At 43.6% G+C, this 14,125-nt stretch carries 12 protein-coding genes and 1 pseudogene; 6 read left to right on the top strand and 7 right to left on the bottom strand.

Going from position 1 to position 14,125, the window contains the following annotated elements:
- Nucleotides 1–21: 21 nt before the first annotated feature.
- The 7 genes from A7325_RS00120 to A7325_RS00090 all read right to left on the bottom strand — a co-directional run bounded on the left by A7325_RS00120 (nt 22) and on the right by A7325_RS00090 (nt 8,711).
- The gene (locus tag A7325_RS00120; protein WP_068403543.1) at nt 22–870 is read right to left on the bottom strand and encodes an aldo/keto reductase; all 849 of its coding nucleotides are present in this window, start codon (nt 868–870) and stop codon (nt 22–24) included.
- Nucleotides 871–1,248: 378 nt separating this feature from the next.
- Nucleotides 1,249–2,226 (bottom strand): MetQ/NlpA family ABC transporter substrate-binding protein, encoded by a 978-nt coding sequence (locus tag A7325_RS00115; protein WP_068403540.1) that lies wholly within the window; start codon nt 2,224–2,226, stop codon nt 1,249–1,251.
- Nucleotides 2,227–2,495: 269 nt separating this feature from the next.
- The gene (locus A7325_RS00110; protein WP_068403538.1) at nt 2,496–3,182 is read right to left on the bottom strand and encodes a methionine ABC transporter permease; all 687 of its coding nucleotides are present in this window, start codon (nt 3,180–3,182) and stop codon (nt 2,496–2,498) included.
- A gap of 17 nt (nt 3,183–3,199) precedes the next feature.
- Nucleotides 3,200–3,970: a methionine ABC transporter ATP-binding protein gene (locus tag A7325_RS00105; RefSeq protein ID WP_068403535.1), complete on the bottom strand. Its 771-nt coding sequence runs from the start codon at nt 3,968–3,970 to the stop codon at nt 3,200–3,202.
- A gap of 198 nt (nt 3,971–4,168) precedes the next feature.
- Nucleotides 4,169–6,313, bottom strand: coding sequence for a sensor histidine kinase (locus tag A7325_RS00100; RefSeq protein ID WP_068403533.1), 2,145 nt, complete (start codon nt 6,311–6,313; stop codon nt 4,169–4,171).
- A 106-nt stretch (nt 6,314–6,419) separates the two neighbouring features.
- On the bottom strand, nt 6,420–7,142 hold the full coding sequence (locus A7325_RS00095; protein WP_068403530.1) for a response regulator transcription factor: 723 nt from the start codon (nt 7,140–7,142) through the stop codon (nt 6,420–6,422).
- A gap of 264 nt (nt 7,143–7,406) precedes the next feature.
- Entirely contained in the window at nt 7,407–8,711 is a 1,305-nt protein-coding gene (locus A7325_RS00090) for an efflux RND transporter periplasmic adaptor subunit (protein ID WP_068403527.1), read from the bottom strand.
- An 82-nt stretch (nt 8,712–8,793) separates the two neighbouring features.
- Here A7325_RS00090 and A7325_RS00085 point away from each other — a divergent pair, with 82 nt between their 5' ends.
- The 6 genes and pseudogenes from A7325_RS00085 (at nt 8,794) to A7325_RS00060 (ending at nt 14,044) form a co-directional block, all read left to right on the top strand.
- Nucleotides 8,794–9,141, top strand: a complete 348-nt coding sequence (locus tag A7325_RS00085) for a response regulator (RefSeq protein ID WP_068403524.1) — start codon at nt 8,794–8,796, stop codon at nt 9,139–9,141.
- A gap of 206 nt (nt 9,142–9,347) precedes the next feature.
- Complete coding sequence (locus A7325_RS00080; protein WP_068403521.1) at nt 9,348–9,710, top strand: response regulator; 363 nt, start codon at nt 9,348–9,350, stop codon at nt 9,708–9,710.
- 3 nt (nt 9,711–9,713) lie between these two features.
- The gene (locus tag A7325_RS00075) at nt 9,714–10,244 is read left to right on the top strand and encodes a chemotaxis protein CheW (RefSeq protein WP_068403518.1); all 531 of its coding nucleotides are present in this window, start codon (nt 9,714–9,716) and stop codon (nt 10,242–10,244) included.
- 580 nt (nt 10,245–10,824) lie between these two features.
- Nucleotides 10,825–11,829 (top strand): annotated as a pseudogene (locus A7325_RS00070) (methyl-accepting chemotaxis protein); the annotation flags it as partial.
- 181 nt (nt 11,830–12,010) lie between these two features.
- Entirely contained in the window at nt 12,011–13,009 is a 999-nt protein-coding gene (locus A7325_RS00065; protein ID WP_068403512.1) for a CheR family methyltransferase, read from the top strand.
- A gap of 30 nt (nt 13,010–13,039) precedes the next feature.
- Nucleotides 13,040–14,044: a hypothetical protein gene (locus tag A7325_RS00060; RefSeq protein ID WP_068403509.1), complete on the top strand. Its 1,005-nt coding sequence runs from the start codon at nt 13,040–13,042 to the stop codon at nt 14,042–14,044.
- Nucleotides 14,045–14,125 lie beyond the last annotated feature (81 nt).

The following is a 14,125-nucleotide window of genomic DNA, read 5'->3' as shown; positions in this document are numbered from 1 at the left end:
TTTTTACATTACTATAGCTTACTAATCATCCCATTCTGGTGAATAATCTGGATGCTTAATTTTACGCCCATCGCTACGCGCTAAGCTACCGATTTTCTCAAGCTCATCCGCACTGAGCGTTACCTTGACAGCATCTAAGTTGCCTTGTAAATGGTCGGGGTTAGAGGTTTTTGGAATGGCAATACGTGCCTTATCAGATAAAATCCACGCTAGTGAAACTTGCGCTGGTGTAATCCCATGCTTATCAGCAATGTCTTTAATGATTTCATTATCAAACACATCACCACGAGCAAGCGGCGAGTAAGCTTCTAATAAAATATGGTGATTGTTTAAAAAAGTCTGCAGGGTGTTTTGCTTAATAAAGGGATGAAACTCAACCTGATTAACCGCAATCGGCACATCAGCATATTTTTTAGCCTCGATAATATTGGCGATATTAAAGTTAGATACCCCAATATTACGAGTCAGCCCTTGTTTTTGTAGCTCGCAAAGCGCTGGCATCGTTTCAGACAAAGGCACCCGATCATCAGGCCAATGCAGCAGCAGTAAATCAACATAATCAGTATCTAAGTTTTCTAGCGAGCGCTTGGCCGCAGCGATAAGTTTTTCTGGTTCAAACTTCATGTCATCAGGAAATATTTTCGTCGTTAAAAAGAACTTATCACGCGCGACGCCTGATTGCTTAATGCCTTTTCCCACCTCGACTTCATTATCATAAGCTTGGGCAGTATCAATATGCTCATAGCCCATTTGTAGCCCCTGGCTGACCACATCGATACAGTCTTGTCCCGTTGATTGCCATGTACCCAGTCCGAGTACCGGAATGTTCGCTTGTCCAGCGGTGCGAATATTATAAGTTTTAGCACGCATATTATTATCCTTGTTTTTTTGTGATTTATTAATGGTTCTTATCGTTATTAATAGAGAATTTGAGCAGACATATAAATTTCTTAGATTTTATTAAGCGTCGATTTTTATTAAATCAAAGCTTATATTAAGGCACATTCTCTATTAGGCTTAGCCACTATAAAAAGAAAATAGGCTAAGTGAAAGAGCAGGTGACGCTTTCCTACAAACCACAAACAGGCTGTAACGTCATTGCGAGTCGTTGATTGTACCCATTCAATAAAATTTAAGAGCAAAAAAGCCCACTATTCAAAATAATGGGCTTTTTCAAATTAAGGCAATTTTAACTGTAAAAACGTTTTATTTATCCGAATTAATCGTTTTTACAATGGTTAATATTAACTATTGAGCAGCAGCTTCGGTAACTGGTGCAGTATCTGTTGTAGTAGCAGGGGCTGTAGCAGTGTTCTCACCCCAGATTTTTGGGTATTTGTAGCCTGGGAAGCTATCATGAGCATACTTTTTAAAGGCGTCTGAGTTATAAGCGTTGGTCACGTCTTTGACCCATTTTTTGTCTTTATCCGCAGTTTTGATGGCAGACCAGTTGACATAAGCGAAGCTTGGCTCTTGAAATAGCGCTTCAGTCAGCTTAATACCCGCATCGGTCGCGTAGTTGCCATTGATAACAGCAAAGTCTACTTCATCACGCGCACGTGGCAGCTGGGCTGCTTCTAGCTCAACGATTTTGATGTCGTATTTGCTATTATCAGCGATATCAGCTTTTGAGGCGGTCAGTGGATCGATATTGTCTTTTAGCGTAATCCAGCCAAGCTCATCCATCATGACCAATGCACGAGCAAAGTTACTTGGGTCATTAGGCGCAGAAACGCTCATGCCTTTGTAGGCTTCGTCAAGCTTGGTCTTTTTACCAGTATAGATGCCAAGTGGCGCAGTAGGCACTTGGAAAACTTCAACCAAATCAAGATTGTTCTCTTTTTTAAAGGTATCAAGATAAGGCTTATGCTGGAAGACATTGATGTCTAAATCGCCATCAGCTAAAGCAATGTTTGGACGTACATAATCAGTAAAGGTGACCAGCTCAACTTCATAGCCTTGCGCTTCTAACGAGCTTTTTACTTGGTTACGAACCATATCAGCAAAATCGCCTTCAGTGGTACCGATCACAATCTTGCTATGTTCAGGATCGATATCGTTGCCCGCTGCCGTTTCTGTCGTCGTTGATTCAGTAGCACCTTCAGTGACTGGCTCTTTACTAGCTTCTGGCGCTGATGAGTTGTTGCAACCGACCAATACAAGGCCTGATACGCCAACGGTGGCCAATGCGGTCGCGAGTTGACGGCTGATATCTGTTAATTTCATGAAACTTCCTTAATAAGGGGGAGGGAATAGGGATTAAATGTCAACAGTAAAAATCCGCATTAAAAAAGCAACATTATGAATAGTAATGCTGCTAAGTTAAAGGCTGTTAAGATAGTATCAAAATTAAAGGGAATCAGTTACAAAGTCAAGCATTTGCTTAGGATGAATCGGCATTAAACCTTGAGTATTATTCATATTAAACAGTCTTTGCCTCTCAAAATAAAAGGTGAAATCACCATAATAGAGAGGGTGAAGTCTAAGTTTTTGCCTTAACGTTTATCCAAACGGGTGGCGATCCAATTACCAGACGCCTGAATACCGATAACCATAATCGATAGCATCACGACGATAAAGACCATCACCTCAGTTTGATAACGATAGTAACCATAACGAATGGCCAAATCGCCCAAACCGCCACCACCAATCATACCTGCCGCCGCCGAAAACGACAGTAAGCTGATACATAAAATGGTCACAGACAACACCAAACCCGAGCGTGCTTCATTGAGCAATACTTTGATGATGGTCAAGGGGCGGGCGCCCATCGATTCCGTTGCTTCAATAATGCCGCGTGGTACTTCGCGCAGATTTTGCTCGACCAGACGCGCAAAGTAAAAGGAACCGGCAATCGCCAGTACTAGTGATGCAGCAATCGGTCCAATACCAGTACCAACGATGGCTTTGGTAAAAGGACTCATGGCAATCATCAAAATCACAAACGGGAAGGCGCGCATAAAGTTGGTGATCGCACCAAGGACACCATACAAGGTTTTATTTTGCAAAAACTGCCGATCACTGGATAAAAACAAGAATACCCCAAACAGACCGCCGATGACGATGGCGACCGTCGTTGAGATACCTAGCATAATAAAGGTATCTACAAACGCCTGCAAAATTTCTTTACGTAGCGCAAGCAGCTTGTCCAATGAGGCGGATAATTCAGCACCAGTTAACATGTCTATTCTCCTGCCTCTTAATCTTCATGAACCAAGCCTTTACCAATCGGGGTCGTGGCCTGAATCAGACCGTCGCGGATATCGGCAACCTCGAGCAACTGCCCTTGATGTAACAACGCGGCGCGGTCGCATAGCCTACGAATGACGCTCATCTCATGGGTGACGATGACAATGGTGACGCCAAGCTGCTCATTAATATCACGCAGACAAGTCAATAAGCTGCGCGTGGTTGAAGGATCAAGCGCACTGGTCGGCTCATCAGCCAATAATACTTTTGGGCTCGGCGCGATCGCACGGGCGATACCAACACGCTGTTTTTGTCCGCCTGATAGCTGCGCAGGATAGTGCCCAGCACGGTCGGTCAAATCGACGATTTCTAAGCAGTCCATCACCCGCTTATAAATATCGGCGCGCGGATAACCTGCCACCGTTAAGTTAAAGGCGACATTATCATAGACAGTACGATTGGACATCAGGTTAAACTGCTGAAAAATCATACCGATATTGTGGCGAGCGATACGTAAATCACTGGCCGATAAGGTGGTCAAATCGGTACCATCTATGATGACTTGACCGGAATCTGGGCGCTCAAGTAAATTAATTAGGCGCAATAAGGTAGACTTACCCGCGCCCGAATAACCCATTAAACCAAAGATTTCGCCTTGTTTTACCGTTAAAGATGTCGGCTCAACCGCAGTAAACCAATGTGGCTTGCCGTCTTTATCTTTTATAGACCGGTCGCTTAAAAAGCTTTTGGTCACATCGTTTAAGACAATCATGTCACTCATGGAATGCTCAAAATTTAATAAATATTTTAATGGCTATGAAGCGGTTGCAGGCTCTTTTGCGTATTTGTGCGCAAATTAAAATCAACCTTCAATAACCCTATAATAAGGGGCGCTAATATAGCATATTATGCAGCGTTTTGGATATGGACATCCATGATTAACGGATAATCTTGGCTGTAGCTTGGTTAGCTGATGAGATTAGTGACGGCTGTCATGCTGATAATGAGGGTCGTGCTTAACGGGTAATACCACTAAAAATCGCGTATGACCATTGATGGTATCTGTAATGATACGGCCTTGGTGCGCCGTTACTATTTGAGCAACCAACGACAAGCCAAGCCCTGAGCCTTTGTTTTTTTGCTGTAAGCGTACAAAGGGGCTAAAGACTTCTTCGCGTTTATTTTCGGGGATACCTTCGCCTTCATCAATCACCGCCAGCACCGCAAATTTCGGTAGCGGGCGTGTTGGCTCAGCTTTCGGCTTTTTGAGATGCTTACTAAATATGCCCTCTTTGCGGGTAGCGTTTGCCGTGTCGCCGTTTTCTTTATTACTGTTTTCTTTATTATTGTCTTTGGAGGCACTTTTGGCGTCATCCTTCTCAGTACTAACGCTTTTATCCGCTTCTTCTATCTGTTTATTGATAGTCTTGTCATCGATGTCGTCGATGGATGTTTCTTGTTGTTCAGGAACCGCGCGCCAAATAACTTTCTTAATTTTTTCTGTCAAATCGGTAGTAAAGCGCTGATAGGTAAGTAATAACGACGGTTCAACAACGGCTTCGGTCTCAGTGGTGCTACTTAGGTCATTGTTTCGCTCATTAGATGAGTCAATAGTTTTTGCCGTCGCTGATTTATCAGTATCTGTGCTGTTATCACTATTCGTATTGCCATCAATCTCAGCATCCACAGTGATGCTTTCACCATTTTTATAAATCACTGGCGCTGGTAATAACGCTGCGGTCGATGCTTCTTCTGTCGAAGTTGATGTTGAGGTGGCTTTATTATCGCTAGGAACAATATTATCGTTAGTAATTGTGGCGTCATCATTTGGTTGTACATTTTGACTGGTTTCAAGCGCATGGTTACTATGAGGCGCTTCTTCATCGTAATCAAAGTCTGGGCTGTTATAATCGACAAAGCTGCTGCACAGTATGGTTTGCAAAAGATAATCAGGAATAGCGTCGGCTTCATCCAGCGTTTGCACACCGTAAAGTAATACCGTAACTGGCGGCTTGCCGTGCAACATAGCATTGGTCAATAGGTTACGAATTAAATGGGTCAGCATTGACGATTGGCCATCAATAACGATATGCTCGCCAATCAAGGTTGCTTGAGGATAATGCTGGCGTTCTTGGTTTACTAAATCATATAAGTCCAAATGCTCAACTTGTTGTAGCGCGTGTCCAGCATCTAAACGACTGACCAGCAAAATACTCTCGACCAAATCGTTTAATCCAGACAAATCGCGATTGATAGCTTGGGCACGCTTATCAAATTTTTCTTTGGTATCACTCGGCAATGCACCCGCCAGCATATCCATCATCTCAATCTGTAAGCGAATACGGGTGATGGGCGTACGCAGCTCGTGCGAGGCGTGCGCCAATAGCAGGTTATTGGCATTGATTAGGTGTTCAATTTTTTGTGCTGCTTGGTTAAAGCCGCGCGCAAGCGATGCAATCTCATCATTACCGCGGGCATTGACTCGCACCGTAAAGTCGCCGTCGCCCAATTGCGCCATTTGTTGGCTCATCTGATTGATACGCCAAGTAATGGTACGCGCAATCCACCAAAGCACCCCTGCCATGATAAGCAGCAGCAATAGCGTACCAGTAAATAAATTTAAGGCGGCAGAGAGGACAGGTTTTTTAGGCGGCAGGCGTGATTCGTATAATAGCGTATAGCCGGTGCTACTATAAACTTGGGCTTGCTTGGTTGGGGAGGTTTCGGCAAATGAGGGAAAGACGCGCGCTAATAGCGAGGGCGGCGCAGGCAATTCTAATGGCAAATCGCTGTTGTCGCTTTGCATGAGCAAATGACCTTCATTGTCATATAGGCCCATTTTTGCTTGCAGTGATTCATCAAAAATATCAAAGCTTTTCTTGACCACCGCTAGCATAAAGCGCGCTTGTAAACGGTTGTCTTTACTGACAGCAATATTTAGCTCATGCAAAAATGGGTCGACTTGACCCAAAATTTGCGTGGCTAAGATTTCTGAACGAATACCAGCGTCTTTGTCATGTACCAACTGGGTCAATAACACCATCGCTACCGCAAATAAAATAAGTGCCAGCATGACACTGGCAAATAGTTTGGCAAATACGGAACGAAAACCCAGTTGTTGCATTAAATCATCTCTATTATCAAACGCTTATAACCATTTTATTCATTTTATTTTAATAAGTTTATCGCAATACGGGCTTAGTTTAATAGCGTTTGATTGCATGTGCTAACTATACCTGATCGGTAGCGAATTGATAACCCACACCGCGTACGGTAATGATACGTTTTGGCTGGCGCGGATTGTCTTCGATTAACGCACGCAAGCGCGAAATATGCACGTCAATGGCGCGATCAATATTATCTGAGCTATCATCGTTTGGCATCGCTTGCCATAATTGCTCACGGTTTAACACTTTGCCCGAGTGGGTAGCAAAGTAATGCAGCAGCTGAAATTGATGCGTCGTCAAACGGACTGGTTGATCATCGATAGTGACTTCATGACTGTCAGGAAAAACGCTTAGGCGCCCAAACGTTAAACTATCTGACTGGCTGTCAGCTTGATTTGGCTGCTCATGACGACGAATGACGGCACGAATACGCGCGAGTAGTTCGCGCGGCTCAAAGGGTTTGGCAATATAATCATCGGCGCCCATCTCTAAACCTAATACACGGTCTGTGGTATCGCCTTTCGCCGTTAGCATAATAATCGGCACTTTATTGGTCATGTTGTTTTTGTTGCCACGTATCTTTTGGCAAACTTGCATGCCATCCATATCAGGCAGCATCAAATCTAGCACCACCAAATCGATGTCACGCTCTTTAGCGTCTAACAAGTCCAAACCTTCTTGACCTAGTCCTGCATGATGTACATCATAATAGTTCATGGTCAGATAATCGCTGATTAATTCGGCTAAATCTGGATCGTCTTCAATTAATAAAATTTGCTTACTCATAATTTTTCCTCTAGTTGTTGTTATAGTTTGTTTAAAATGCTGTTTAAAAATACTGCTTTAAAAGTGCCTATCTACAAATGCTGTCTTTATAAAACTGTTTTTGTAAATAAGCACGCCCTAAATTTTCAAAGCCCTTAACTCTTAGTTCATTCTCACTTAAAGCGTAATCCCTATTAGTTTACGCTATATTGCCTAAACAGGATGTTATTAAACAAGATAGGCTTTGTTAATGTTTCTACACAATGTAACTACGAGCTTTGGCGCTTATGAAATTACCGCCTTTTTTCCTTCAGATTCCACCGGTAAGTTTGCCAAGCAAATCAAACTGTCATTGGTAATACCGGCAATTAAATACTGCTTAGTCAAGGGGTCATACTCGATAACTTCGACGGGCTGGCGCGTCAAACGCTGGTCTTGTTTGATAATCCAAACGTTAGCATGCAAAGGACGCAGCGGCTTATAAGGCGGTTTGTGCAGCACGGTTAGGTCAACATTGTGCAGCGCGCGCTTAGGAACAATGGTTCCAACTTCTATTTGTCCGTAGTCAACGCGCCCAGTCACCTGCATATCAGGTCGTATTTGGTTGCGACTGACTTCATTATCAACCACATTGACATAAACCAATAGCTGCTTTGGTAACTCAGTGACTGTCAGCTTACTGACCTGACCGGTAAATTTATCTATCAAGCCTTCCGCCGTGAAGTTAACCGTTTGTCCAACGGAGATTTGTGATTTGGCTTCAATCGGTAAGCTTGCGCTAAAATGCAGCTCCGTCCCGTCGCTAAGCTTTAAAAGAGGTTGACGCGGTGCTACTTGTTGGCCGCTTTTGACGTATAGCTTTTCGATATGACCTGCGAAGCTTGCCCGTACCGTTATCAAATTATTCGCCGTTTCTGTATGCTTAGAAGCTTGGTTATTGTCTAAGTCGTTATTGCTAGCACTAGCAGAATTTCCTTTAACATCCTCACCATTTTTTTCTGTACTGGGTTTTATGTTATCTGAATTCTTAGCAGTGGAATCTTTTGGCGCCGCTTGAGTACTGTTGACGGCAGACGGTTTTGGTTCAGTGGCCGCACCTTTATTATCTACTACTTCATCTTCTACTTCTAAGGAAGTTGCTACTTCATCATCGGCTTGTTCAGATGACTCTGTTGATTCAATAGGCGCTGCTTGCCATCGAACGGTGAATAATGGTGCGCCTTTTTCGACCCGTTGATTTTTTTTCACCAACACCTGCTCTACCGTCAGTGCTTGGGCAGCAATTAGGTTTACCTGTTTGATAGGCTCAATCTCACCTTCTAAGCCAAGGCTCGGCTGATAACGGGTTGGTTTGACGCTTAGGATATGATCAGGGGTCATCGTAATGCTATCAGCACGTATGAGCAGGGGCGTGTCAAAGGCCTCGCTATTTTCAGCTGTGACAGGTTCTGACGTAGGCGGGGAGGGCTGGCAGGCGATAAGCAGCGCCGCGCCCAAAAGATACGCACTCTTTTTTAATGGGCTAAAAGCTAAAAGTATGGTGCTTGAAAATTTAGCCCTCAAACGCCTTAAATCTATAAAACCTGTCATAGCGATCACCCTTGTCAACGAATTTTTATTATATAGGGAATTATGAGGCGGTGAAATGATTACTCTTATTTACTGATTTTGAATGGTAATCGATGACTCAAAAACCATTCGCCGTACCGCAGAAACTTTATTGCAAAAAGCAGGTTGTGAAGTCGTCACCGCGATTGACGGTTTTGATGCCTTAGCGAAGATTGTTGATAACAATCCAGATATCATTTTCGTAGATATTATGATGCCGCGTTTAGATGGTTATCAGACTTGTGCCTTGATAAAAAATAATCCAGATTATGCGAGCAAACCGGTGATTATGTTGTCATCGAAAGATGGTTTGTTTGATAAAGCTCGCGGGCGCATTGTTGGTTCTGATGAGTATTTGACCAAGCCATTTAGTAAAGATGAGCTTTTTGAGGCGATTAACCAGTATCGCTAAATAATCAGTAACGTGAATAGCAGCCCGTTAAAGACCTGCTATAAAAATATTATAAGTTCGGTTATTCAGGTTAATAGTGAGCGCTTGCTGCTTAATTTTTATCTTGATGAAAATAATACTGGCATTCAATCAATACGATTTATTTTTAATCGGTTTGTTTTAACAATATATCCTGATGGATATCATCAAAAATAAAGGAAATACCTATGACTACTGTTTTAGTCATTGACGACTCGCCATCTGAGATGGCGAAATTTCGCGACATGCTTTCTAAAAATAACTTTCAAGTATTAGAAGCGAGCAATGGAGAGCAAGGTTGTCAGATGGCCGTCGACCATCTACCAGACGTCATTTTGATGGACGTGGTAATGCCTGAGATGAATGGTTTTCAGGCAACCCGCAAAATTACGCGCGGTAAAACGACTGCTCATATCCCTATTATTATGATCAGTACCAAAAACCAAGAAACAGATCGAGTATGGGGTAAGCGTCAAGGCGCTAAAGAATATATCACCAAACCGATTGATGAAAGTGGTTTGGTCCAGATAATTCGTAAAGTAATGGGGTAGCTTGTGGCATCCAGAGGATTTATTGAGCTGCTGCGTATAGCAGACTTAGCACGCGCGCGTAAAAGTGGTCGCCGCGGCGGCAAAGAGTTTGATTGGCAAGGCGTGGTATTTGAAATTGGCGGTCAGCGTTTGGTGGCACCAATGGGTCAAGTATCAGAAGTATTATCCATGCCAGAATATACCAGCTTACCTTTAGTAAAGCCTTGGATGCTCGGCATCGCCAACATCCGCGGGCGCTTGTTGCCGTTAACCGATTTGTCGCGGTTTTTACAAGTGCCCAGCCGATTGCCACAAATGAGCCAGCGTAAAGTCATTGTGATTGACCATGATAATCTGTTTTCAGGACTGCTGGTCGATCAGGTGCTGGGCATTGAGCAGTTTACCCAAGACCAATATCGAGCAGAAGCGCTTGAACCGAGCTCGCCGTTTGCGCCTTATAATCACGGTAAGTTTGTCAAAGATGAGCAAGATTGGTATGTATTTATGCCAAGTCTGCTGGCACAGGATTTGCAATATACCGATGCTGCCATCTAGTGGCTGTGAGTAACTAGTAATTAGCTGTTTTTTCTAAATATTGATTTTTGGTAAATACATCAACCTTAATAAACACTTCGATTATTAACGGGTGTTTATTAAAGCAAGAAAAGAACAAAGGCTGACATGGTTTGATGAGATGTCAGCATTCATACAGGCTTTGTGAATCACTGTTGTTTTGATGGCAATATGATTTCAGAGTCAGTCACGATACGACTTTGACGATTGTTTGAAAGGAATAGGCACGATGAGTGATGTTATAAACAACCCTGTAGCTGGTACGAATAAAACAACGACAGATGCTAATAGTAAATGGAAGCTGTTATTAGGGCTTTGTGCTTTAGTGAGCGTGGCTTGTCTGTTTTGGCTGGTCAATTCATTGTCGTCGGTCAGCCAATATTTAAGCAATTTTAATCAATCAGTCATCTTGCCTGTGATTGTTTTTGTGGTAGGTGTACTGGGCATTTTATTTGCTTTATACCAATTACTCAAACAACGCGGCGGCTCAGAGCGTTTATTGATTGAAAAAGAAACCTTACGCCGTCGTCAAGAAGCAGAAGCGGAGTCTGAGCGCGCGCGCCAGATTCAAGAAGAGAACGAGCGTAACCAGATTGCAATTTTGCGTCTACTAGATGAGTTGGGCGATTTGGCAGATGGTGACTTAACAGTAAACGCGACGGTATCGGAAGATTTTACCGGTGCGATTGCTGACTCTGTGAACTTTGCAATTGACCAATTACGCCAATTGGTACTGGTTATTAATAGTACCGCTGAGCGTGTCTCGCAGTCCTCAGAGCAAACGCAGATGAATGCAGTTGAGCTTGCTGAAGCCTCAGAGCACCAAGCACAAGAAATTGCTGGGGTATCTGCGGCGATTAATGAGATGACAGTCTCGATTGACCAAGTGTCAAATAACGCTTCAGAATCGGCGACGGTTGCACAGCGTTCGGTTGCCATTGCTTATAACGGTGCGGAAGTTGTACAGCGCTCGATAGAAGGTATGAACGTGATTCGTGATCAGATTCAAGAAACCTCAAAACGTATCAAGCGTCTCGGTGAGTCTTCGCAAGAGATTGGTGATATCGTTGGTCTAATTAACGATATTGCTGACCAAACCAACGTCTTGGCATTGAACGCTGCGATTCAGGCATCGATGGCAGGGGAAGCAGGTCGAGGCTTTGCGGTTGTTGCCGACGAGGTTCAGCGTCTTGCTGAGCGTTCAGCCAACGCAACCAAACAGATCGAAACGCTGGTAAAAACCATTCAGGCCGATACCAGTGAAGCGGTTATGTCGATGGAATCAACAACTTCTGAAGTCGTACGCGGAGCGCGCTTGGCAAAAGATGCGGGTGAGGCACTAGAAGAGGTGCAAACGGTTTCAAATACCTTGGCTGACCTGATTCAAAACATCTCTAACGCCGCTCTACAACAGGCTGAGTCTGCTGGTCACATCTCGCACACCATGAATATTATTCAAGATATTACTTCGCAAACCTCGTCTGGTTCGATGGCGACCGCGCGCTCTATCGGTGAGCTTAGTGAAATGGCGGCGGCACTGCAAGAATCGGTCACCGGCTTTAAGATTTCTAATGATGATGAGCAGTTAGAGCAAGAGTTTAGCGAAGATGAGTATTTAGAGATCGATGAAAGTGTTTCGGCGAGCATGTAATCTCTAGTTATCAGCTTATGATTGTGATATTGAAATATTAACCAAGCAGTTGCTCTACTCGTTTTTCTGTTGAGCAACACTATTAATAGCAGGTCACGTGAATAATCATACTCAAAAAGACAGTCTGATGATTAATAAAGCCGATGCTTTGATAGCAGAAGCTTTGTGGGATGATGTTGCTTTTGATACTGAGCAATGGCAACGCTATATAGAGCAAGAGATTGGTTTTATATTGCCAAATGTTCAACGTAAATGGTTGGTCAACGCCGTCAGTCAAACGGCACTGGCCTATGGTTTGAGCAACAGACAATTATGGCATCAATTACCGATTAATCATGAGCTGCGCCAGCAATTGTTAGATAAAGTGCTCATTCATGAAAGTCGCTTTTTTCGCCATTTGCCCTCTATAGAGTTTATCACTGATTACGCCTTACAGTGGCAACGAGAGCAGCTAATCGCTGCTAGTACTAGCTGCAATACTAATGATAGCAGCGCTAGTATTGACGCCAGCAATCCTGATGATTCATTCCGTATCTGGAGCGTCGGCTGTGCCAGTGGGCAAGAAACTTGGTCGCTGGACATGAGTTTGGCCGCAAGGCAGCTGACCAATTACAGCATATTAGGGACTGATGTCAGTCAGCAGGCATTAAAAAAAGCACGTTTAGGTCAGTATGATAATAAGCAACTGGCTTTGATTCCGCAAGATTGCCAGCAATTTATTCAACTATTACGACCAACAAGTATCGTTGAACAATTACGTTTTCTGCCTGTGTCTACGCAAAAAAATACAGAGAAAAACGCTCGAGCCCACTGGCAGGTGATGCCAACGCTAAAACAGCGTGTACGCTTTGCTTTACACAACATTATCGACAAAAAACCGCCAACGCCGCATTTACAACAAGTCATTGTCTGCCAAAACATGCTGCTTTATTTTCGTAAGTTTGATCAGCGCGATATATTAGCGCGGCTATCAGAGCAGTGCGCAGTAGGCGGTTATATTATATTGGCTCCAGGTGAGGCGTTATTTTGGCGTCCTTCAAACATGCGCCGTATTGCGCACCCACAGATTAACGCCTGGCAAAAAACCAGTGCCTAAATTAGCGCCTAGACGAGTTAGGATACATCTATGAAAAACCAGCCCAACGACATGGTGACACTTGAGTGGTTACTGCCACTGTTTGATCAGCAATTATCACAGATAGCTGATGGCTGGCAATTGGGTGAAAAAAGCGCTGATTATGAGCAGATGACACAGAGCTATCATCAGATTGGTGGCGCTTTGATCATGATTAACTTGCCGATATTGGCAAATTTGGCTACTAAGCTCAGCTTACTTGCAAGGACAGAAGTCGATAGCTTAGATGCTGATGCGAGCCGTATAGGTCACATAGCGCATCGACTGCTTACGGGTGAGCTGGTTTATTACGCACGTACGAGCAATTTTCATAGCGCTTTAATAAATAAAACATCAGCTGAGCTTACCCAAGTTTTAGCGCGTTATGATATAGCGACCGATCACCTTGTAGACGCTTCTTTAGACTCTAAAGAGGACAGTCTTGCTAGCATTGCCACTAACGATATTGTTGATATTGCGCTACCCGTCAGTACGGCAATGGTCAGTTTAGACCAGGCGCAGTATCAGCAGTTGCTATTGGTTTGGCGTCAACAAGCGCAAGCGTTACTTGCTGCTGATACCAATGACGCTTCTATACTGGCGACTTTAGAAAAAGTCGTTCAATACTTATGGCAAACCGCAAAAGATGACGATTTGCAGCGTCTTTGGTATTTGACTGAAGCTTGGCTACATGACCTTGCCCATAACGAAACGCCGCGACCTAAGTATTACGCCGCGCTATTGAGTCAATTTGATGCGTTAATAGAGGCAAGCACCCATCAAAAAGCGCTATCGGCAAAAGTTATCAACGAGCTGATAGCGAATATTTATATCGAAATCAGTAGCCTTGCCAAACAGAGCGATAGCACGCAAGTTATGCTGCAAAGCGTAGCGCCGCAAGAGGTCGAAACACGCTTTTTACCGCGCATCTTAAGTGATATTGATACGCTGATTTTTAACTTTGATAAGCCGCAAATCCGGTGTAATGGACATTATTCATGCTGGCGTAGTGTCTAACGCTATATACTGTCTATATTTGCAAGGAATCAAAGCCATGAATCAAAAAACTGCCCTTTTTGTCATGATAAACACACCAAG

Origin of the sequence: Psychrobacter sp. SHUES1, assembly GCF_001652315.1 — a bacterium.
In the GTDB taxonomy this organism is placed as follows: domain Bacteria; phylum Pseudomonadota; class Gammaproteobacteria; order Pseudomonadales; family Moraxellaceae; genus Psychrobacter; species Psychrobacter faecalis.
The sequence above is the reverse complement of the archived record's forward strand: the minus strand, read 5'-3'. Positions and strand labels throughout refer to the sequence as shown.

Bases quoted from the DNA above. Each gene is read 5' to 3' on its own strand.
- A7325_RS00120 (WP_068403543.1), bottom strand. From the start codon at position 870: ATGCGTGCTAAAACTTATAATATTCGCACCGCTGGACAAGCGAACATT.
- A7325_RS00115 (WP_068403540.1), bottom strand. From the start codon at position 2,226: ATGAAATTAACAGATATCAGCCGTCAACTCGCGACCGCATTGGCCACC.
- A7325_RS00110 (WP_068403538.1), bottom strand. From the start codon at position 3,182: ATGTTAACTGGTGCTGAATTATCCGCCTCATTGGACAAGCTGCTTGCG.
- A7325_RS00105 (WP_068403535.1), bottom strand. From the start codon at position 3,970: ATGAGTGACATGATTGTCTTAAACGATGTGACCAAAAGCTTTTTAAGC.
- A7325_RS00100 (WP_068403533.1), bottom strand. From the start codon at position 6,313: ATGCAACAACTGGGTTTTCGTTCCGTATTTGCCAAACTATTTGCCAGT.
- A7325_RS00095 (WP_068403530.1), bottom strand. From the start codon at position 7,142: ATGAGTAAGCAAATTTTATTAATTGAAGACGATCCAGATTTAGCCGAA.
- A7325_RS00090 (WP_068403527.1), bottom strand. From the start codon at position 8,711: ATGACAGGTTTTATAGATTTAAGGCGTTTGAGGGCTAAATTTTCAAGC.
- A7325_RS00085 (WP_068403524.1), top strand. From the start codon at position 8,794: ATGGTAATCGATGACTCAAAAACCATTCGCCGTACCGCAGAAACTTTA.
- A7325_RS00080 (WP_068403521.1), top strand. From the start codon at position 9,348: ATGACTACTGTTTTAGTCATTGACGACTCGCCATCTGAGATGGCGAAA.
- A7325_RS00060 (WP_068403509.1), top strand. From the start codon at position 13,040: ATGAAAAACCAGCCCAACGACATGGTGACACTTGAGTGGTTACTGCCA.